The 21,010-nt window shown below is 63.5% G+C and carries 20 protein-coding genes; 8 read left to right on the top strand and 12 right to left on the bottom strand.

From position 1 onward, the window contains the following. Positions 1-37 precede the first annotated feature (37 nt). A complete protein-coding gene (locus V1280_RS28250; protein ID WP_334531853.1) occupies positions 38-1,132 on the top strand; it encodes a citrate synthase/methylcitrate synthase in 1,095 nt (364 codons plus the stop codon). Positions 1,133-1,419: 287 nt separating this feature from the next. On the opposite strand, the gene V1280_RS28255 is transcribed toward V1280_RS28250, so the two are convergent. Continuing rightward, the gene (locus V1280_RS28255) at positions 1,420-2,058 is read right to left on the bottom strand and encodes a J domain-containing protein (protein WP_334531856.1); all 639 of its coding nucleotides are present in this window, start codon (positions 2,056-2,058) and stop codon (positions 1,420-1,422) included. Positions 2,059-2,193: 135 nt separating this feature from the next. Here V1280_RS28255 and V1280_RS28260 point away from each other — a divergent pair, with 135 nt between their 5' ends. After that, on the top strand, positions 2,194-2,463 hold the full coding sequence (locus V1280_RS28260; protein ID WP_234684900.1) for a BolA family protein: 270 nt from the start codon (positions 2,194-2,196) through the stop codon (positions 2,461-2,463). 188 nt (positions 2,464-2,651) lie between these two features. Here V1280_RS28260 and V1280_RS28265 read toward each other — a convergent pair whose 3' ends face one another. The 4 genes from V1280_RS28265 to V1280_RS28280 form a co-directional block, all read right to left on the bottom strand. Next, complete coding sequence (locus tag V1280_RS28265; protein WP_334530142.1) at positions 2,652-3,755, bottom strand: ISAs1 family transposase; 1,104 nt, start codon at positions 3,753-3,755, stop codon at positions 2,652-2,654. Between the two features lie 117 nt (positions 3,756-3,872). Next, the gene (locus V1280_RS28270) at positions 3,873-5,177 is read right to left on the bottom strand and encodes an HlyC/CorC family transporter (RefSeq protein WP_334531861.1); all 1,305 of its coding nucleotides are present in this window, start codon (positions 5,175-5,177) and stop codon (positions 3,873-3,875) included. A gap of 42 nt (positions 5,178-5,219) precedes the next feature. Then, on the bottom strand, positions 5,220-6,368 hold the full coding sequence (aroB, locus tag V1280_RS28275; protein WP_334531864.1) for a 3-dehydroquinate synthase: 1,149 nt from the start codon (positions 6,366-6,368) through the stop codon (positions 5,220-5,222). Then, a complete protein-coding gene (locus V1280_RS28280; protein WP_334531866.1) occupies positions 6,365-6,994 on the bottom strand; it encodes a shikimate kinase in 630 nt (209 codons plus the stop codon). Before V1280_RS28280 ends, aroB begins: the two co-directional genes overlap by 4 nt. Positions 6,995-7,164: 170 nt before the next feature. Here V1280_RS28280 and V1280_RS28285 point away from each other — a divergent pair, with 170 nt between their 5' ends. The 5 genes from V1280_RS28285 to V1280_RS28305 all read left to right on the top strand — a co-directional run bounded on the left by V1280_RS28285 (position 7,165) and on the right by V1280_RS28305 (position 12,342). Beyond that, positions 7,165-7,311, top strand: a complete 147-nt coding sequence (locus tag V1280_RS28285; RefSeq protein WP_148775412.1) for a histidine kinase — start codon at positions 7,165-7,167, stop codon at positions 7,309-7,311. Between the two features lie 17 nt (positions 7,312-7,328). Then, a complete protein-coding gene (gene xerD / locus V1280_RS28290) occupies positions 7,329-8,285 on the top strand; it encodes a site-specific tyrosine recombinase XerD (RefSeq protein ID WP_334531871.1) in 957 nt (318 codons plus the stop codon). A gap of 189 nt (positions 8,286-8,474) precedes the next feature. Continuing rightward, positions 8,475-9,437, top strand: coding sequence for an acetyl-CoA carboxylase carboxyltransferase subunit alpha (locus V1280_RS28295; protein ID WP_334531874.1), 963 nt, complete (start codon positions 8,475-8,477; stop codon positions 9,435-9,437). Positions 9,438-9,879: 442 nt separating this feature from the next. Continuing rightward, positions 9,880-11,391 carry a murein L,D-transpeptidase family protein gene (locus V1280_RS28300; protein ID WP_334531877.1) on the top strand — a complete coding sequence of 504 codons (1,512 nt, stop codon included), beginning with the start codon at positions 9,880-9,882 and terminating at the stop codon, positions 11,389-11,391. A 102-nt stretch (positions 11,392-11,493) separates the two neighbouring features. Then, the gene (locus tag V1280_RS28305) at positions 11,494-12,342 is read left to right on the top strand and encodes a DUF3883 domain-containing protein (protein ID WP_334531879.1); all 849 of its coding nucleotides are present in this window, start codon (positions 11,494-11,496) and stop codon (positions 12,340-12,342) included. 258 nt (positions 12,343-12,600) lie between these two features. Here the strand turns inward: V1280_RS28305 and V1280_RS28310 are convergent, their stop codons facing one another. The 7 genes from V1280_RS28310 to V1280_RS28340 all read right to left on the bottom strand — a co-directional run bounded on the left by V1280_RS28310 (position 12,601) and on the right by V1280_RS28340 (position 20,264). Next, complete coding sequence (locus V1280_RS28310; RefSeq protein ID WP_334531882.1) at positions 12,601-13,296, bottom strand: branched-chain amino acid ABC transporter ATP-binding protein; 696 nt, start codon at positions 13,294-13,296, stop codon at positions 12,601-12,603. After that, the gene (locus V1280_RS28315) at positions 13,289-14,020 is read right to left on the bottom strand and encodes an ABC transporter ATP-binding protein (protein ID WP_334531885.1); all 732 of its coding nucleotides are present in this window, start codon (positions 14,018-14,020) and stop codon (positions 13,289-13,291) included. The genes V1280_RS28310 and V1280_RS28315 overlap by 8 nt, the downstream gene beginning before the upstream one ends. Then, positions 14,010-15,113, bottom strand: coding sequence for a branched-chain amino acid ABC transporter permease (locus tag V1280_RS28320; RefSeq protein WP_334531888.1), 1,104 nt, complete (start codon positions 15,111-15,113; stop codon positions 14,010-14,012). The genes V1280_RS28315 and V1280_RS28320 overlap by 11 nt, the downstream gene beginning before the upstream one ends. Before the next feature lie 83 nt (positions 15,114-15,196). Then, positions 15,197-16,411, bottom strand: a complete 1,215-nt coding sequence (locus V1280_RS28325; RefSeq protein ID WP_334531891.1) for a substrate-binding protein — start codon at positions 16,409-16,411, stop codon at positions 15,197-15,199. Positions 16,412-16,415: 4 nt separating this feature from the next. After that, positions 16,416-17,273 (bottom strand): branched-chain amino acid ABC transporter permease, encoded by an 858-nt coding sequence (locus V1280_RS28330; RefSeq protein WP_148776439.1) that lies wholly within the window; start codon positions 17,271-17,273, stop codon positions 16,416-16,418. A 138-nt stretch (positions 17,274-17,411) separates the two neighbouring features. After that, positions 17,412-18,926, bottom strand: a complete 1,515-nt coding sequence (locus tag V1280_RS28335; RefSeq protein ID WP_334531897.1) for an amidase — start codon at positions 18,924-18,926, stop codon at positions 17,412-17,414. A 153-nt stretch (positions 18,927-19,079) separates the two neighbouring features. Further along, positions 19,080-20,264 (bottom strand): substrate-binding domain-containing protein, encoded by a 1,185-nt coding sequence (locus tag V1280_RS28340; protein WP_334531900.1) that lies wholly within the window; start codon positions 20,262-20,264, stop codon positions 19,080-19,082. Between the two features lie 179 nt (positions 20,265-20,443). Here V1280_RS28340 and V1280_RS28345 point away from each other — a divergent pair, with 179 nt between their 5' ends. Then, positions 20,444-20,878 (top strand): MarR family winged helix-turn-helix transcriptional regulator, encoded by a 435-nt coding sequence (locus V1280_RS28345; RefSeq protein ID WP_234684745.1) that lies wholly within the window; start codon positions 20,444-20,446, stop codon positions 20,876-20,878. Positions 20,879-21,010 lie beyond the last annotated feature (132 nt).

Here is a 21,010-nt window from a genome sequence, read left to right on the forward strand (position 1 = left end):
GATTTTCTCCTGGTGCAGTGCAAAGGAGATTTGGGCCATGAACATCCACCTCACCAAAAGCCAGATCGGGCTGGACGGCGTTCCCGCGGCCGAGACCGTGCTGAGCCATGTCGACGGCGAGCGCGGCGAGCTGATCATTGCCGGCGAGCATGTCGGCCGCCTCGCCGCCAAAGCGAGCTTTGAGGGCGTCACCGCCCGGCTCTGGAACGGCGCCAGCAAGACCACCCTCACCGAAGCCAATGTCCGGTCGAGCCTGGGTGCGGCGCGCGAACGTGCCTTCACGCGGCTCTCCGAGCTGCTCCCGGCAACCCAGGGCATGGGCATCGTGGACGGGTTTCGTGCGGCGGTCGCAGGACTTCGCGCCGAGCACGGCCTCGAGCATGAGGCAACCATTGTCGGTGCGTTTCCGGTGATCGCGAGCGCACTGGTCCGGCGCGCGAAAGGGCTCGACCCGATCGCGCCCGATCCGAACGTGAGCCATGCCGCCGATACGCTGCGCATGCTGCATGGGCGCGCGCCCGCTGCGCGCGAGGTCACTGCGTTAGATGCCTATCTCGTCACCGCCAGCGATCACGGCATGAACGCCTCGACCTTCACCGCGCGCGTGGTGGCCTCGACGCAGGCCGATCTGTTCGCCGCCGTCACCGCCGGCTATTGCGCGCTGACCGGTCCGCTGCATGGCGGCGCACCGGAGCCCGTGCTGGAAATGCTCGATGCGATCGGCTCGCGCGAACGGATCCAGCCCTGGGTGGATGCGGCGCTGGCACGCGGCGAGCGGATGATGGGCTTTGGCCACCGTGTCTATCGCGTGCGCGATCCGCGCGCCGACGTGCTCAAGACCGCAGTCGAGGCGCTCGCGTCTAACGGTACCGACCTGCCGTTTGCCGCCGAGGTCGAGGCCTATATCCGCGCGGCGTTGCGCAAGAAGAATCCGGAGCGGCCGCTGGAGACCAATGTCGAGTTCTTCACCGCGATTCTGCTCGATGCGCTGGCGATCCCGAGGCAGGCGTTCACGCCGATCTTCGCGGTGGCACGCGCAGCCGGCTGGACCGCGCATGCGCGTGAGCAGCAGCGGACGGGGCGGTTGATCCGGCCGAGCTCGTCGTATGTGGGGGCGATGCCGGAGGTGTGAGGAAGTAGCTTTGAGCGGAGAGATTGACGGCGGAGCTACCCGCTCCGCTGTCGTCCCTGCGAAAGCACTAGTGGATGCACATATCTTCCAGAGTCTTATCAACGACTTGGCTCATCAACGCAGCAAAATGGCGAATTCTTGCGAAGCTGCCTTCGCGAATTTTCGTCATTGAGTAGCGACCAAGTCATTGATTACGACCCGATTTTTCGGCTCGAAAAGATATGTGCATCCACTAGTGCGTTCGCAGGGACGACAGGGGAGTTTGTGGAAATAGCTACAGCGAGGCCTCAGGCCTCCCGCACCACCGTCTTCAGATAATTATACGCCTTGATGATCTCGATCAGGCGATCCTCGGTGGAGCGGTCGCCGCCATTGGCGTCGGGGTGGTGCTGCTTCACCAGCGCCTTGTACTTGGACTTGACGTCGGCGAGCGTCGCACTTGGGCCGAGGCCCATGACCTGGAGTGCCTTGCGCTCGGCGTTCATCACCTTGCGCGTTTCGACCTTGGGCTGGGCGGCCTCGGGACCCTTCCGCCAGCCGGTGCGGCCGTTGAGCTCCTGGAACATGCTGAAGGGATCGAAGGCGCCGTCGATCTCGGCCTCCGCGCCTTTCTTGACGCCACCATTGGCGCCCATCTTCCAGGTCGGGCGATGGCCGGTCAGCGCATCCTTCTGATAGCGCGCGACTGCGTCGGCATTCATGCCGGAGAAGAAATTGTAGTTCTGGTTGTACTCGCGCACGTGGTCGAGACAGAAGTGCCAGTACTCGCGCTGGTTATCACGGCCCTTGGGCGCGCGGTGCGCGCCCTTGTTCTGACACCCGGTCCATTCGCAGGCGACCACGGCATCGCGCGGCTTCACCTCAGGCTGCTTGCCCCGCGGCTTCACGCGGATGGAGTCGAAGAACTTTGATGAATCGATCGGCATGACCAACTTTGACTACGCAATGCAAAAACCTTCAAGTCTTGACATTGCAATTAGCGTGAAACCCGTTCTCAAGAACGGCCGCCAAGGCGGCCTATCGGCATTGACGGAGTGCGATCGCGCACTTTAATGGCAGTCATGGTTATGAAAGACACTATCAGCAACAAGTTGCAGGAAGCTTTCACGCCGGAAAGCCTGCAGGTCGTCGACGAGTCACATTTGCATGAGGGCCACGCCGGACATCGGCCGAGCGGCGAGACGCACTTTCGGGTTTATATCGTGTCTCAGGCCTTCAAAGGGAAGAGCCGGGTCGACCGTCACCGCATGATAAATGCGGCGCTGGCCGCGGAACTCTCCGGCAGCGTGCATGCGCTGGCGATCCACGCGCAGGCGCCGGGGGAAGGGTGACTTCGCTTACCCTCCCCTGGAGGGGTCCGAGACGAGCGTAGCTCGCTCGAGGGTCGCTGGGCATGCAGCGGAGCGAAATGCTCAGCGGGGTGGGGTGACAGTCCCTCGGCGACGAACGGTGCCCGTGTGGAGAGATCACCCCACCCCGCTCGCGCTTCGCGCGATCGACCCTCCCCCTCCAGGCAGGGCTATCGCATGTGGCTGATGAGTTCGAGAAGGAAGGCATCGTCCCAGCCAGCGCGCTTGACCTTTTGGCGCATGGAGATGCGGGCGGGGTGAGCGCGAATGAGGTTGACCGCGTTCCGCCGCAAGGTCGCAAAGTTCTCGGGACCGTTGTCTTTTCGGGTTCGGCAGGCATCCTCGCCAAAGACGACGTCCAGGACCCAGTGCAACTGGTTCTCGATGCTCCAATGGCTGCGGACGACCTGCAAGAATCGTCTTGCAGGCATATACTTGGACAACACGTAATATCGCACGGCCGGTTTTCCGGCTGGTTTGCCATGCAGCCGTCGGCGCGAGGTAACGCGAGCGATGGCGGCCATTCCGGGAAAGCGGTTTGCCACCCCCAGGCTGCTGTTGCGCATGATGGTGGCGCGTCTGGATTCGGATCGATCGTGGGTGCTCGGCTCGAGACTCTGCGCCACGTTGCGCTTGCCCGAGCGGGTGAAGCAGCGTTCGACGTCCGCAAACAATTTGCTTTGATTCTCCTTGAGAGCCAGCACGTAGTTGGCGCCGCGTGCGAGCACCTTGTTGGCGAAGGGGCGATTGCAATGCAGGGCGTCGGCCGTGACGATGCAGCCTTCGAGCGAGAGCATTTGCAGCACGTCCAGCGCCCCTTGGGCCTCGTTGCGACCCGGTGCCTTGCACGAAGCAAGCGCCATCCGCGCCTCGGTGGCGAAGACATTGACCATGTGCAGCGGCGTAGCGCTGCGGCCCCGCTCGTAGGCTCCTCGCACCGCCTTGCCATCGACGGCCACAACACCGGTGAGTTTGATCCCGTTGGCCTCGGCGAAGGCTGCCATAAAGCATCGGAAGGCTTGCTCGAAAGCCGCAGGGTCGAGCGCGTTGAGCACGCGGCTGAACGTGTCGTGACTGGGAACTCCGTGCTCCAGCCGAAGGAATTGCCGCAACAGCTTTTCCTTGGACGATGCAAATACCTCCATGTCCGTCGCGCTCTGCCCGCCACACAGGATCGTGGCCAGCGCGATGACGATGATGTCCAGCAAATCGTGCAGCGCGTTCGGTGCACGCGGATCGGGCAACGTACTGAAGATATTGCGGATCTTGCGCATGGGGCCCCCTCTGCGAATCGGGAGCCCTCTTCAGAATCCATATTGTCGGCCCGCGCAACACCTCGCGCAAATTCACATGCGATTCCCCTGCCCCTCCAGGGGAGGGTAAGAAAGAAATCAAAACGACGTCCCCGCTCTTCTTGGCTTGGCTTCTTCCATTTCCGCATCGCGCGGGACCGGTGAAATACGGAGCGCGGTGATGCGGTTGCGTTCGCGGCGGAGGACGCGGAAGCGGAAGTTGTGGAACGTAAAGCTCTGGCCGCGGTCCGGGATCGATTGCGCCTCGTGAATGACGAGGCCTGCAACCGTCGTTGCCTCTTGATCAGGCAGGCGCCAGTCCATGGCGCGGTTGAGGTCGCGGATCGGCACCGAGCCGTCGACCACGACGGAGCCGTCCGGCTGGGCGCGCACGCCGGCGACCACGACGTCGTGCTCGTCGGAGATGTCGCCGACGATCTCTTCCAGAATGTCTTCCAGCGTCACAAGACCTTCAACTTCGCCGTACTCGTCAACGACGAGCGCGAAATGGGTTTTTCGCCGGCGGAATGCCTTGAGCTGCTCGGACACGGGGCGCATCTCCGGCACGAACCAGGGCGGCAGCGCGATGGTGGAGACGTCGATGCGCGAGGTGTCGCCGTCCGCGGCGCGGATCGCGCGCAGGAGATCCTTGGCGTGCAGCACGCCGATGATGTTTTCCGGCTTCTCGCGCCACAGCGGGATGCGGGTGTATTCGGTCGCCAGCACCTCGCGCACCAGTTCCTCCGGTGGCAGATCGGCGTTGATCATCATCATCTCGGTGCGATGGATCATGACGTCGGAGACCTGAAGCTCGCGCAAATCAAGCAAGCCGCCGAGCATGTCGCGGTCCTGCTTCTCGACCTTGCCCTCATGGTGCAACAGGTCGACCGCGCCGCGCAGGCGCTCGGTCGGCGACAGGATCGCCTGGTGCTCGCCGGCCAAACCAAACAGCCGCATCAACACGCGCACGATGACCTCGACCACCCGCAGCAGCGGCCCCAGCACATACATGGTCAGCCGCATCGGGCGCGCGACCGCGAGCGCCATCCGGTCCGGCGCGTTGATGGCGATGGTCTTGGGCAGCACTTCCGCGAAGATCACGACCAGCGCCGTCATCACGCCGGTGGCATAGAGTACGCCGACATCGCCGAACCAGGCGGTGAAGATGGAAGTCGCCAGCGCCGAAGCGCTGATATTGGCGATGTTGTTGCCGAGCAGCAGCGCGCCGATCAGGCGTTCGCGCATGTCGAGCAGTTGCGAGACCACGTCGGCGTCGCGATTACCCTGCTTGGAGAGCCGCAGCATGCTGGCGCGCGAGGCGCCGGTCAGCGCGGTCTCGCTCGCGGCAAAGAAGCCGGACACCAGCAGGCAGAAAATAACGATGGTGAAGCCGAGCCAGTCCATGAACCACTCTGGTTTCTTGTTTTAGCGCCGTTGAGCCGCGTCTCACGCCTTGAGAGCGAGCTTGTCCTTGAGGAAGTCGCGCACCGGCGCCGGCTCGACGTCCCTGGCGATGACGGCGCGCCCCACAGCCTCCAGCAGGATGAAGGTGAGCTTGCCGCGTTTGACCTTCTTGTCCTGCGCCATCAGCGCCATCAGCGCGTCGGCGTCCGCGAGGCCTTCCTGCGCGAAGCCGGCGATGTCCTGCAGGCGCGTCGGCAGGCCCGCCTCGATGAGGTGCCGCTCGACGCGGGCCGCCTCAAGCTCGCCGATCATGCCGAGCTTTGCGGAAAACTGCGCCGCCAAGGTCATGCCGATCGACACGCCCTCGCCGTGGAACAGGCGGTCGGAGAAACCGGTCGCGGCTTCCAGCGCGTGGCCAAAGGTGTGGCCGAGATTGAGCAGCGCGCGTTCGCCGGTCTCACGCTCGTCGCGCGAGACGACACCGGCCTTGGCGCGGCAGGACGTCGCGATGGCGTGCTCGCGGGCCGAGCCGCCCTTGAAGATGTCCGCGTGGTTCTTCTCCAGCCAGGTGAAGAAGGCCTCGTCGCCGAGCACGCCATATTTGGCGACCTCGGCATAGCCGGCGCGGAATTGCCGCGGCGACAGCGTGTCGAGTACGGCGGTGTCGGCGATCACCAGCACCGGCTGGTGGAAGGCGCCGAGCAGGTTCTTGCCCTGCGGCGAGTTGATGCCGGTCTTGCCGCCGACGGAGGAATCGACCTGCGCCAGCAGCGAGGTCGGCACCTGCACGAAATCGACGCCGCGGCGCAGGATCGCGGCGGCAAAGCCGGCGAGATCGCCGACCACGCCACCGCCGAGCGCGATGACGAGATCGTTGCGCTCGATCTTTGCCGCGATCAGGGCCTCGCTGACCTTCGTCAGCCCGGCATAGGTTTTGGAGATCTCGCCTTCCTCGACCACAACGCGCGAGGTGGGAATGCCGGCGGCGGCGAGCGAGGCTTCGGCCGGCTCGAGCCAGTACTTTGCAACGGTGCGGTCGGTGACGATTGCCGTGCGCACGCCGGGGCGCAAAGCCGCGACGCGCTCGCCGAGCGAGGCCAGCACGCCGCGGCCGATGACGATGTCATAGGCGCGATCGCCGAGCGCGACGTCGACGATGACGGAATCAGAATGTTTCAAAGGCGCAGTCATCTTGACGCACTCGCGACGTCGGCTGGTGGTTCGGATACGGCGGCCTGGCCGCACAGATGCGCGTGCAGCGTCTCGATGGTCTCATCGACGATTCTGTCGTGCGGCACGTCGCGCGAGGCTATGGTGAGGTCGGCATGGCTGTAAACCGGCTCGCGCTCTGTGAGGAGCCGCGTCACGGTTCCTTCGGGATCGGCGGTCTGAAGCAGCGGACGGTCGGCGCGGCGCCGGACACGGCGCATGATGACGTCGTGATCCGCCTTGAGCCAGATCGAGACCGCCTTGGCCCCGATGCGGGTCCGCGTCTCCTCGCGCATGAAAGCGCCTCCGCCGGTCGCCAACACGATCGGCCCGCCGTCGAGCAGGCGCGCGATCACGCGGGCTTCGCCGTCGCGAAAATAGGGCTCGCCATGGGTCGTAAAGATTTCCGGGATGGTCATGCCAGCGTGAGCCACCTCGATTTCGACATCGGCGTCGAAAAACCGCAGGCCAAGCCGGGCCGCCAGGCGCTTACCAATGGTCGACTTGCCGACGCCCATCATGCCGACCAGCACGATCGAACGTGTCCCGAGCGCCGACAGGATGTCGGCCTCAGGGCTCGCTTGTGCTGGCAACGCGGCGTCGGACATTGGATCTTGCTCTGGATCTCGCTCAATCTGCCGCCAAAGGCGGCATCCCGGCCACCTATACGACCCCCTCGGGGCCCTCGCCAGAGGACTCTTGCCACGAAACGGCGAACATGTTGGATGATTTCATTGGTTAATTTGCCCGTTCGAGACCCTCGCCGAGACCTTGCCCGATGCCCAGCCTGTTCCGCTTCCTGACGGCCGTCGCCGTGCTTGCCGGCATCGTCTATGGCGTGGTGTTCGCGCTGGCCAACTTCGTCAATCCGAAACCGCGGGAAATGACGGTGACGATCCCGCCGGATAAATTTCTCAAGAAATAGGGGCTACGCTCCAGGGCATGCGTGCAAAGCCCTCAGATGCAAAACTCACCGGCCTGTTCCTCGACATGCTCGCGGCGGAACAGGGCGCCGGCCCCAACACGCTCGATGCCTATCGCCGCGACCTCACCGATTTCTCCGAGTTTCTGACGCGCGTCGGCCACGGCTTTGTGGACGCGAAGACGCAAGTCCTGCGCGACTATCTGGGCGACCTCGATGCGCGCGGATTTAAATCCTCCAGCGTCGCGCGACGGCTGTCGGCGATGCGGCACCTGTTCCGCTTTCTCCTGAACGAGCGCATCCGCAGCGAAGATCCCGCGGCGATCCTGTCCGGCCCCAAGCGCGGCCGCGGCCTGCCAAAGGTGCTGTCGATATCAGATGTCGACCGCATGCTTGGCCGCGCCAAGGAGATGAGCGAGGCGGCGGACGCCTCGCCGTCGCAGCGGCTGCGCGCGTTGCGGCTCTACTGCCTGCTCGAGGTGCTCTATGCCACGGGCCTGCGCGTCTCCGAGCTGGTGTCGCTGCCGCGCACGGCGGCCAAGCGCGACGCCCGCATGATCGTGGTGCGCGGCAAGGGCGACAAGGAACGGCTGGTGCCGCTCAACGAGGCCTCGCGGCAGGCGATGGCGGATTATCTCGCGGCGACGGACGCTGCAAAAGCCGACAAGAAGAGCAGCCTCGCCGCCTCGAAATGGCTGTTTCCTTCGTTCGGCGAGAGCGGACATCTGACGCGGCAGCATTTTGCCCGCGACCTCAAGGAGCTCGCGGTCGCCTCGGGACTTCAGGCGCGCCTGGTCTCCCCGCACGTGCTGCGCCATGCCTTCGCCAGCCACCTCCTGCACAATGGCGCGGACTTGCGCATCGTGCAGACCCTGCTCGGCCATACCGACATCTCGACCACCCAGATCTATACCCATGTGGTCGAGGAGCGGCTGAAGAGCCTGGTGCGCGACCTGCACCCGCTGGCGGAGAAGTAGCCGCCGCTGGCACGGCGGCGGCCGAAACCGCCTTGACTTCGGCCACATCTCCGCAGAAAGAGCCGTGGCCTTATTCGTGATTTGGCGCGCTCCCGGGAGCGCACAGGTCAAACCCTTGAAGAAGCTACACTTCTTTCCGAGAAGCCAACCTCGCTTCGCCTCTCCGCCCCGTCCCTCTATATTGAGTTGATGCCAGACCAGATGCGCAGCTATCTCGACTTCGAAAAGCCCGTCGCCGAGCTCGATTCCAAGCTCGACGAATTGCGCACGCTTGCGGCCTCCGGCACCGACATCGCCGAGGAGATCGGACGGATCGAGGACAAGGCGGCGCAGGCGCTGGCCGACCTCTATCAGAACCTGACGCCGTGGCAGAAGACGCTGGTCGCGCGGCATCCGCAGCGGCCGCATTTCAACGATTTCATCACGGGCCTGATCACCGAATTCACCCCGCTCGCCGGCGACCGCAAGTTCGGCGAGGACGAGGCGCTGGTCGCGGGCTTCGGCCGCTTCCGCGGCGAAGCCATCTGCGTGATGGGCCAGGAAAAAGGCGATTCCACCGAGAGCCGCATCAAGCACAATTTCGGCATGGCGCGGCCCGAGGGCTATCGCAAATGCGTGCGGCTGATGGAGATGGCCGAGCGGTTCGGCCTGCCGGTGCTATCGCTCGCCGATTCCGCCGGCGCCTATCCCGGCATCGGCGCCGAGGAGCGCGGCCAGGCCGAGGCGATCGCGCGCTCGACCGATGCCTGCATGGCGCTGACCGTGCCGAACGTTGCCATCATCACCGGTGAGGGCATGTCGGGCGGCGCGATTGCGATCACCACCGCCAACAAGGTGCTGATGCTGGAGCACGCGATCTACAGCGTGATCTCGCCGGAAGCCGCCTCCTCCATCCTCTGGCGCGACGGCAGCAAGGCGCAGGAAGCCGCCAACAACATGAAGATCACCGCCCAGGACATGCTCCGCTTCGGGGTGATCGACAGCATCCTGAAAGAGCCGGTCGGCGGCGCCCACCGCGACCCCGCCGCCATGATCGCCACCACGGGCGATGCCATCGCCAAGGCCTTCGACGAGCTGCGGGGCCTGGACGGCGACGCCATCCGCAAGCAGCGCCGGCAGAAATTCCTCGATATCGGCCGGAAACTGGGCTGATTCGGGCTAGTTTGGGGTCTTTTTTGGCTTCGTAGGGTGGGTTAGCCGAAGGCGTAACCCACCTTTGTTTGTCTCCACGGAGCCAGAAGAGGTGGGTTACGCTTCGCTAACCCACCCTACGAGACTGTCCCGGACTGCCCGGTAACCCCGCGTTAACCCTTTTTCTGCCCAAATCGGCGATCTCAGTAGCTGTTTGGCTGCCAAGCCCAAAAACGTCCCAAGTTACGGCCCAGTTTAAGTCTCTGTTGACCACGCCGGCTCGCCAACGGGCTCGTGATCCCCGGTCGGGTTGCGACCATCAGGCGCGGAGGTTAGAATTTTAATCAATGGCTTCAGGGCATAAGCGCTGGGGCTTGGTCTGAATAAGGTCCGGGTAACCGGTCAGGCCATGCTCCAAAGATCGGGGTTCGCGCTCCTTGCCCGGCACGTTGTGGGGTCCATCTTGAATTCTCGTTCGCTTGCTCGTGCGCTTTTGGCTTCGGTCGCGCTTGCCGCCAGCATTGTGCTGGCCGGCTGCGACACCGACCAGGTCTCGCTCGCGACCAACGCCAAGGCCAACCAGCCGGTCTCGCCAAAGCTCGTCGCCGCGATGGGCGAGAAGGACATGGATCTGCAATCGCCGATCCTGATCCGCCTGTTCAAGTCGGAGGCCGAACTCGAGATCTGGAAGCAGACCCGCTCCGGCCAGTTCGCACTGCTCAAGACCTATCCGATCTGCCGCTGGTCGGGCGACCTCGGACCGAAGGTGCGCGAAGGCGATCGCCAGGCGCCGGAAGGATTCTACTCGATCAATCCGAGCCAGATGAATCCGCAGTCGGCCTATTACCTCTCGTTCAACACCGGCTTTCCCAACGCGTTCGACAAGGCGCTCGGCCGTACCGGCTCGCAGCTGATGGTGCATGGCGATTGTTCGTCGCGCGGCTGCTACGCGATGACGGACGAGCAGATCGCCGAGATCTATTCGCTCGGGCGCGAGTCCTTCTTCGGCGGCCAGAAGGCGTTCCAGTTCCAGGCGTATCCGTTCAAGATGACGCCGGTGAACATGGCCAAGCACCGCAACAATCCGAACATGGCCTTCTGGAAGATGATCAAGGAAGGCTACGATCATTTCGAGGTGACGCGGCAGGAGCCGAAGGTCGATTTCTGCGAGAAGAAGTACGTGTTCGACGCCGCGAAGGCGCCCGACGCCAAGCGCGATCCCGTGTTCGACGCCTCCGCGAAGTGCCCGGCCTATGTGATCCCCGAGGACGTCGCCAGCGCCGTGCGCGAGAAAGAGCAGCGCGACGAGGCCGAGTACAACAAGCTCGTCGCCAAGGGCACGCCGGTGGCGCGCATGAACACCGGCATCGACGGCGGCATGAACAAAATTTTTGCGGCGAAGATTCCGGAAGGCTCGACCGGCCTGTCGGAAGGCGCCGAAGGCAATACGCTGCAGATGCTGGCGATGTCGAAGGCGCCGGGCACGATCCCCGGCACCGTCAACCCGCCGAAGCCGAATCTCGACGCAGTCGCAGCCACGCCGCAGGAAGAGCCCGTCGTCGCGGCCGCCGCACCCGCGACCGATACCCGCGTCGCCTCGGCCGAGAAATCCGGCGGCTTCTTCTCCAATCTCGGCCGCAAGATGGGGCTGAGCACCGCCGACACGACGGCAACCGCATCCGCGCCGCAAGCCACCGCGTCGGTAGCCCCGGCCCCCGCAGCACCGAGCACGGCCTCCAAGCTGAAGGCCGCAGTGACGAGGTTCGTGCCCGGCCACGACAAGTCCAAGGACGCCCCGGCGGTTGCTGCAAAACCCGTCGAGCCGGCGAAGCCCGCCGAGACCAAAGTTGCCGCAACGCGCCCCGCGCTGAAACCATCAGTCTCGGATGGCGCGAGTGATGCCGCGCAAATGATGGGCGCTGCGCCGGTGGTATCGTCGAACTCGTTCGACAGCCGGTTTGGGGCGGTGAAGTAAGCGGGCGTTAGTCTCCAACGAAAAGTTGCCTCACCGCATTTCAAGCACCTAGATTGCGTCTCGTGCCCTCCCTGTTACTCTCTATCTCCAAGGGGCTAAGACTTGGATCGGGAGCGCGCTGACGGCATCGCTGGAACACCTTGGACGGAGAGTGAGATCTCCGCCGTGGTTGAAAGCTATTTTCGTATGTTGGCCCTTGAGAGGGCGCGCGCGGCTTACAGCAAGGCGCAAAATAGACGGCAGCTCTTAACCACTGTCCATCGCTCCGAAGCGTCAATCGAGCGTAAGCTTCAAAACATCTCCGCGGTTCTCGATAGGCTCGGAGCGCAGTGGATCAATGGCTACAAGCCCTTGGCGCATTATCAGGATGCCTTGGTGGCTGCAGTCGAGCGCAACGTCGGCCAGACGCCGGATTTCCTTTACGCTGCGAATGCCGACACTCAACCGCTGGCGCTTAACGATGATGCGGCTTTCGTTGCCCCGCCACCCGTCGAAGACCTCGACAAAACGTTGACGCCTGCTGTCCGCCGTTTGATGGGAAAGTTCGACCCAGCTGAGCGCGACGCCAGGAATCGTCAATTGGGCAAGGCCGGCGAGGGATTCGTCGTGACGTTCGAGCGAGACCGTTTACGACGCGCGGGGCGCGAGGACCTTGCCAGCGGTGTTCGCTGGGTCTCCGATCTGGACGGAGACGGCTACGGCTATGACATCCGCTCATTTGAAACTGACGGCCAAGAGCGACTGCTGGAGGTCAAGACGACATGTGGGCATGAGCGGACGGCGTTTTGGCTCACAAGGCGCGAAGTCGATGTCGCTGCGGAACGAAGCGACAAGTATCGAATCCGGCGAGTCTTTCACTTTCACAATCGCGCGCAGATGTTTGAGATAGCTCCGCCACTCGACGGTTCACTTCTCATGACACCAACGACGTATGTTGCAGAGCCGAGATAGCGCCCATTCTGAATCCTGCGTCACGGTAGACATGTGACCGACCCGCCCCCAATCGCAGGTACGAATATTGAAAACCGTCACCCTGAGGTGGCCGCTTCTTCAGCGGCCCTCGAAGGGCGACGGCCCGGCTGCCAGCTCGGCCGTGCATCCTTCGAGGCTCCCGGCGCGATGCCTGGGCATCGCGCCACTCGCACCTCAGGATGACGGGACTGCCAGAATGGGCGCTGCGAGAGATGGAAGAGCGATAGACGCCAAACCCTACGGCGCCAGGTACCGCATCAGCTCCGGATTTCCCCTCACCTCGCCCGCCGCGCCCTGCAGCGCGACTCTGCCGCGATCCAGCACGTAGGCATAATCCGCGACGCGGAGTGCGAGGTCGAGGTGCTGCTCGACGATGATGACGGCGATATTCTTTGCGAGCTCGATCAGGCGCTCGGTGATCTCCTCGATCACACCGATCCAGACGCCTTCGGTCGGCTCGTCCAGCAGCAGCAATTTCGGATCGCCCAGCATGGCGCGGCCGATGGCGAGCATCTTGCGCTCGCCGCCGGAGAGCGTGCCGGCGGGCTGGTCGAGGCGCTGGCCGAGTTTCGGGAAGATGGTCAGCACGTGGTCGACGGCGTCGGCCTTCCTGCTCGCCAGCGAGCCGACCGCGAGATTGTCGCGCACCGACAGGCGCGCGAACACCGAATGCTCCTGCGGCACGTAGCCGATGCCGGCGCGGACGCGCTCCTGGGTCGCGCAGCGGCTGATGTCGCGGCCGTCGAAGCCGACCTCGCCCTTCCACGCCGGCAATTCGCCGACGATGGTCTTCATCAGCGTGGTCTTGCCCGCGCCATTGCGCCCGAGCACGGCGACGCCGCCGCGCCAGGGAATGCCGAGGTTGACGTCGAACAGGACCTGGCTGCGGCCATAGCCGGCGTCGAGATGCTTGATGTCCAAAAATTCAGGCACGGCGCAGATAAATCTCCTGGACGGATTTGTTGGCCTGGATCTCGGACACGGTGCCGGATGCCAGCACCTTGCCCTGGTCGAGCACGGTCAACCGATCGCAGATGTCGCGGATGAAATCGAGGTCGTGCTCGACGATGACGAGCGAGCAATGCTGCTTGATCGGCTGGAGCAATTCGCCGGTCACGCGGCGCTCCTCCAGGCTCATGCCGCCGGTCGGCTCGTCCAGCAAAAGAAGTTTGGGTTTGCCCGCGAGCGCCATTGCGATCTCGAGCCATTGCTGCTGGCCGTGCGACAGCGCCGCCGCCGCATCGAAGGCGCGATCGGCAAGGCGAAACTGCGTCAGCATGGTCATGACCTGATCATGCAGCGCACTCCTGGTGCGCGAGAACACGAGGTCGAGCAGCGAGGACTGCGCCTGCAGCGCGAGCAGGATGTTGTCATAGAGCGTCAGCGTCGGCAGCACGGACGTGATCTGGAATTTCAGGCTCATGCCGGCGCGCGCTCGCTCGGTCGGCGTGAAGGCGGTGATGTCGGTGTTGATGAAGCTCACCTTGCCCTGCGTCGGCACTTCGGCACCCGCAATGCACTTCATCAGCGTGCTTTTGCCGGAACCGTTGGGGCCGATCAGGCCGTGAAACTCGTTCTCGCCGACGGTGAGTGCTGCGCCGTCGAGCGCGGTGAGCTTGCCGAAGATTTTCGAGATGCCAGCGGCTTCAAGGAGCATTGCGCTTCTCCTTGACGCCTTCCTTGGCCTTGGCCCCGAAGCTGCCGACACGCTCACGCTCGCCCAAGACAAAACTGATCAAGCCGAGCGGCCGGAACAGGATCACGAGCAGCAGCAACACTCCCAGAATGATCGGCCAGATGTCGCGATAATTGTCCGACAGCCAGAAGCTGACGCCCTCGACGATGACGGTGCCGATGACGGCGCCGATCAGCGTGCCGGAGCCGCCGAACAGCACGTAGAGCACCACCTGCGTCGAGACGACGACGCCGACCATGTTGGGCCAGACAAAACCCTCGTGGAAGGCATAGAGACTGCCGGCGAGCCCTGCGATGGCGCCGCCGATCGCAAAGATGATCGCCTTCAGGTGTTGCGCCTTGTAGCCAAAGAAGGCGATGCGCTGCTCGTTCTCGCGTAGGCCCGCCAGCGCGAGGCCGAATTGCGAGCGGACCAGGAAGCGGCAGAGCAGGTAGACGACGATGAGGATACCGAGCACGAGATAATAGAACGCCGGGCCTTCCGAGAATTCGTAGCCACCGAGCGTCATCGATGAAATCGAGGGGATGCCGTTCTGGCCGCCGAGATAATACCAGCCGCGCGCGAGGCGATCGGCGGCGTAGGAGCCGGTCAAGGTGCCCAGCGAGACGAAGATCACGCTGGAGGGATGCCGGCCCAGCAGCAGGAAGCCGCCAAGCAAAAGCGAAACGGTGAGACCGATCAGCGTGCCCGCCGGCAGCACCAGGAAGATATTGGTGATGTCCAGATCGCGCGCGAGCAGCGCCACGCCGTAGCCGGCCGAGCCGAAGAACAGGGCCTGGCCGAAGCTCATGATGCCGGCATAGCCCCAGACCAGATCAAATGACAGCGCGAACAACGCGAGAATGATGACGCGCGTTGCGAACACCGTGAGGTAATCCTGCAGCACCAGCGGCGCGACGAGCGCGGCGACGAGCACCACGCCCTCCACGATCGGCAGGATTTTTGGTGTCGAAGAAGTTTGCTTCGCCGGACCGTGCTCAATCACCGGAGCGGCCGCCCCCTCGTCGACTTCGGCGTGAACCGCCTGCTTAGCTGCACCCATGGACTTTAGCATTTCGAGTTAATCATAGTAAGTCAGCCCGGTAGTTGGCCGCGGGTTCACCTCTCCCCGTCGGGAGAGGTGAAGAACAGTCCGGCTCAGCATTCCTTGGGATCGACGAGACCGTCGCTGCGTCCGACGATCTCGTAGTTCCCGGCCTTGGCGACGGCGGTGTACATCTTCATCTTGCAGTGGCGCTTGCCCGGCACCATCTCGGCCGGCCCGCCCGGACCTTCCGCGATCTTGGCATGGTCGAGCGCGGCGGCAACCGAGTCGCGGTCGATCTTGCCGGCTTCCTTGACGGCGGCCTCCCACAGCTTGAGGCCACGATAGGTACCGGTCGCGGCACTGCCGGCGGCGAACAGGAAGTTGCCCGGAAAATCCTTCTCGTAGGCCGCCTGGATTTTGGCGTCGAACGGGTTCTCCTTGGTCAGCACCTTGAAATAGTCGAGGCAGCTCGCGAGGCCCTCGATCTCGGCGGCCTGATTGATGTTGAGCGTGTTCTCATCATAGTAGACGCAGGCCAGACGGCCGCCGTTCTTGAGGAAGCCCGCTTCATAGAGCTGCTTGAAGAACGGGCCGACGCCCGGTGGGATGACGGTGTTGAAGACGACGTCGATTTTGTTGGAGATGATGCGGTTGACGGTCGCGGAGAAGTCGACCTGGTCGAGCGGGTAATACTCCTCGAACACGACCTCGCCGCCGTTGGCTTCGATCACCTTGCGGGCATAGACGTTGAGCGTGTGCGGCCAGACATAATTGGCGCTCGGCAGCGCAAACTTCTTGCCGCCGTTCTTGATCAGCCAGGGGATGAACTCGTCACACTGCTGCGCCGGCGTCGGGCCGGTGCAGAACAGGTAGGGCGTGCACTCCTTGCCTTCGTAGAGCTGCGGATAGATATAGAGCGTCTTGCCGCGCGCCACGATCGGGTCCTTGATCGCGTTGCGCATCGACGAGGTGATGCCGCCCAGCACCATGTCGACCTTGTCGCGCTGGATCAGCTTGCGGACGTTGCCGACGGCTACCGATTCGTTCGACGCGGTATCCTCGATGTAGAGCTCGAGCGGACGGCCGAGCAGGCCACCGCCCGCGTTGATCTCCTTGATCACCATCTTGGCGACGTTGGCGTCGGCGTTGCCTGCGTAGGCGATCGGACCGGTGAGATCGGTCGCGATGCCGACCTTGATCGGGGCCTCGGCCGCATTGGCCCAGGGCGCCGGGATCACCCAGCTGCCGACACCGGTCGCGACCGCGCCGGACGCGAAGGCGAAATTGGACATGAAGCGGCGGCGTGAGAGCTGACGATCGAACATATGACTAAACCCCTTTTCCAGCGATGAGGCCCTGCGGCCGGAATTTGATGAAGGCAATGGCGAGAACGAAGACGAGGACATCGGCGACGACAGGCGCCATGACCCAGGGCAGCGCGGCACTGAGCGTGCCGATCACGCCGGCGCCGGCGACCGGCCCGATGAAGGACCCGACACCGCCGACCATGACGGCGACAAAGCCCTGGATCAGGAAGCGGATGCCGAGATCGGCGTAGAGGCTGAACACCGGCACGATCAGCGCACCGGCAAGGCCGGCGAGCGCCGATCCAAAGGCAAACGTGGCGCCGTACATCAAAGGCGTCGAAATGCCGGACGCGCGCGCCAGCGACGGGTTCTCCAGCGTGGCGCGCATGCGCAGACCAAAATTCGTGCGCGACAGCAGAAGATAGCAGCCAACCATGACCAGTAGCGTGATGACGATGATGGTGAAGCGCCACGCCGAGATGTGCATGGTGCCGATGTCGATCGAGCCGCCGATCGGCTCGGGCACGGTGAGATAGAAACCGCCGATCAGGCCGCGCACGGATTCACGGATGATCAGGCCGAGCGCGTAGGTGCCGAGCATGGCGACGATCGGCGCGGCGTAGAAGCGGCGGATGATCAGCGCCTCCAGCACGAAGCCGAGCGCACCGACCAGGAAAGGTGCTGCAACCATGCCGGTCCAGATCGGCAGGCCCTTGGCGTAGGCGAGATAGGTGATGTAGGCCCCGAGCAGGACGAACTCGCCCTGCGCGAAATTGAAGATGCCCATCATGCTGGCGATGATCCCGAGCCCCAGCACGATCAGGACGATGATCGCGCCAAAGCTCAGGATCTCGAACGCCGCGACGAACGCGTTAGCCATGCGCCAGAGCCTTTCCCGTTCCGATGAAATCGGAACGGGGCTCTAGATTCTTGTTTTGACGCGTTTTGTTGACGCGAACTGGTATCCACTTCGCTCGAAAACGCTCTGGTGTTCCGTCCGTCTGCATCAATGCCTTGCTCACATCTTCTTCCAGTCACCGATCTGCTCGAAAGCGTGCGCGGCGCGGTAGATGGTGGATTCCTCGAACATGCGGCCGACCAGCATCAGGCCGACGGGCAGGCCGTCGACCATGCCGCAGGGCAGCGACATCGCGGGATGATGGGTGATGTCGAACGGCGCGGTGTTGGAGATCATCTCCAGCGCACGAGCGACGTAATCCTCCCGGCTGGCGGTCGGCTCCGGCAGCTTGGTCGCCTTCATCGGCGTCGTCGGCAGCAAGAGGAGATCGTAGTCCTTGAAGGCTTTGTCATAGGCCGCGGTCAGGCGTCGCGAGATATTGAGCGCCTTGCCGTAGTAGCGGGGGCCAAAGGTGTTGTTGATGTAGGTGCCGAGCATCAAAAACAGCTTTGTGGTCTCGGACAGCGAGTCCGCCTGACGACGCCAGCCGCGATGGAAATCCATCAGCGACGTCGAATAGAGGTCGGACCGGCTCAAGCCGTAGCCGTCGCCATACATCATGGTCTGGGTCATGCCCTCGGTGCCGATCGGCGTCCAGATCGCGGGGCCGACGAGATGCATCGGGATCGAGACGGTCTCGACGGTGGCACCGAGATCCTTGAAGCGCTTGGCGGCTTCGCGCACGCTTTCGTTGACGGCGGCCTCGGCAGTCGCCTGCTCAAAGCCTTCCTTCAAAATGCCGATCTTCATGCCCTTGACGCCCTGGCCGAGCGCCTTGGTGTATTCCTCGACCTTCGGTGCCTTGATGCGGGGATCGTAGCCGTCATCGCCAGCGAGCACTTCGAGCAGCAGCGCGTTGTCGGCGACGGTCGCCGTCATCGGACCGGTGTGATCGACGAAGATCTCGATCGGCATGATGCCGGTATAGGGCACGAGGCCCCAGGTCGGCTTCATGCCGTAGGTGCCGCAGAACGAGGACGGCATGCGGATCGAGCCGCCCTGGTCGCCGCCGATCGCCATGTCGACTTCGCCAAGGGCAACGACGACACCGCTGCCGGAGGACGAGCCGCCGGCCGAATAACCCATCTTGTAGGGATTATGGACGGCGCCGACCGCGTTGGTGTGGCTGCCGCCGGACATGCAGAAGGATTCGCAGTGCACTTTTCCTGCGATCTCGGCGCCGGCATCGAGCATGCGCGTGACGATGGTGGCGTCGAAATCGGGGACATAGCCTTCGAGCGTGGTCGAGCCGTTCATCATGGGCACGCCTGCCAGCATGATGTTGTCTTTCAGCGCGACGGTCTTGCCCTTGAGCTTGCCGTGAGCTGCGCCCTTCACGGTCGATTTGCGATACCAGGCGTTGCGCGGATTCTCTTCCGCCGACGGCTGATAGCCCGGCGTGCGCGGATATTTCACCGCCGGCACCTCGTCAGGCATGGCGCCGACGAGGTTGTAGGCATCGATCGAGCCCTGCATCAGGCCGCGGAACGAGGCGACGTCGTCGTCGGTCAGCGCGAGGCCGCACTGCTCGGCGACGCTGCGAAGTTGGGCTGGCGTGGGAAGGACAACTGGCACGGCGCTCTCCTGAAGTTTCTTGAAACGAACGTTGGCGCGCGGCCGCCCGGGCACGCACGCACCCCCGGCCTCGCCGAAACATTCAAAACGGAAACATTTTCCTTTTCAAGTATTATTTTGCGTTGGCGCTTGTCCGGGATTGCCGCTGGTGTCTCAGACCGGCTTGATCAGCTTGAAGTCGAGGCCATCGGCCTCGGCGAGATACATCTGCATCCGGGCGTGACCGTTGCGAACGACCACCCGACCGCGCGCGCCGCCGTAATCGATGTTGCGCCCCGCCGCGAGCATCGGTCCCATCGCCAACGAACCGGCCTTGTTGGCGACAGCTTCAAGGAAACGGAGGCCCTCATAGCTGGACTGGCCAAGCGAGCCGATCGGCGCGGCGTTCGGTCCGAACATCTGGCGATAGCGGCTTTGGAAATCGTCATTGGCGCGCGAACCGACACTGGGGAAATAGCCGGAGGCACAGAACATGTTCTCGCTGTTGTCGGCGCCGATGCCGAGCAGCACGGTCTCGTCCATCGCACCGGCCAGCCGCAACGTGGTCGCGGCAAGACCGCACTCGCCGAAGGCCCGATTGAAGGTGATGCTGTCGGTACCGATCAGCGAGATCAGGACGACGTCCGGTTTTGCGGCGCGGATACGCTCCAGATGCGGCTCGTGGTTGTCCTCGCCGAGAGGAACGAACTCCTCGCCGACGACGCTTCCGCCGGTTTCCTTGATGTAGCGCTTCACCGCGCGATGCGACTGCCACGGCCAGACATAATCACTGCCGATCAGGTACCAGCGCGCCGCTTTCTTGACGTCGGCGAGCCAGTGGATCGAAGGGCGGCTCTGCCAGCGCGGCGTTTCGCCGATCGCCATGACGCCCGGCGTCAGTTCGCCACCTTCATAGACGGGTGTGTAGATATAGGGGATCCGGTTCGCGGTGGTGATCTTGCGGAGCGCGACGCGAACCGCGCTGGTGTGCATGCCGATGATGAGGTCGATCTCGTCGTCGACGACCGCCTGCTTGGCGCGGCTCAGGACACCGTCGAGCGGGCCGCCGGCATCATAGATCGACAGCTCGATCTCGCGCCCCAAAATGCCGCCACGCCTGTTGATCTCGGCGACCGCGAGCTGCGCGGTGTTGGTGGCGCACGGCCCCCAGATACCGGGCGAGCCGCTGCAGCAGATGAAGCAACCGACGCGCAGCCTGTTCGTGCCACGGCGCCGAAGAAAGGCATGATCGCTGGGCGACAACGCACCATCAGCCGCCGATGACGACAGATTCCTGAACAGCAAGGACGGCGGCAACGCCGGACCGCTGTGAGCCGGGAAGTTTACCGTCGCGCGCACGCCAACTCCTGTCCGGTACCAGACCTGAAAGCACATTGAGCAGGCGGCCGCGGCTTCCGCCCTTTTGTTGTGCAATCATCCTATTTTGAAAATATTGAATATTCAAGAATTGAAGTGCATATAGAAGCAGCATTGATTGCAAGACATTCACTCATTTGGGTCAAGACGAAGTCTTAGCCGTGGCAAAATCGAACGCTCCAATCACCGAACACCTCGCTTATCTGCTCGCGCAAGCCAACCGGGAGATCAACCGGCAGCTCGAACTGCGGTTGAGCAAGGAGGGGGTTCCCGTCGAACAGTGGCGCATCCTGAAAGTGCTGTCGGACGGCGACGGCCATTCGATGGGCGAGCTTGCAGACGCGGTGCTCCTCAATCATCCGACGCTGACCAAGATGATCGACCGCATGGTGTCCGACACGCTGGTCTATCGCGTGCAGGACCCGAACGACCGCCGCAAGGTGCTGATGTTCATCTCCGACCGCGGCAAGGTGCTGTGCAGGAAGCTCAACTCGCTCGCAGTCGACCAGGAGGAGCATATCCTGGAAAGCTACGGCGACAAGTCGACGAGCGAGCTGAAGCGGCTGCTGGAGAGCTTGATCGATAGCTCGAATTGAGTTGGCGGCTCCACGCTTTCTCACTGGCACGACGACTGCGCGCCACGCACGCAACTGTCATCGCCTGATTTAATCGGGCGATCCAGTATTCCAGAGACGGTCGTGATTGAACGGAGAAGCCGCGGCGTACTG

This window comes from Bradyrhizobium sp. AZCC 2230 (assembly GCF_036924495.1).
GTDB lineage: Bacteria > Pseudomonadota > Alphaproteobacteria > Rhizobiales > Xanthobacteraceae > Bradyrhizobium > Bradyrhizobium rifense.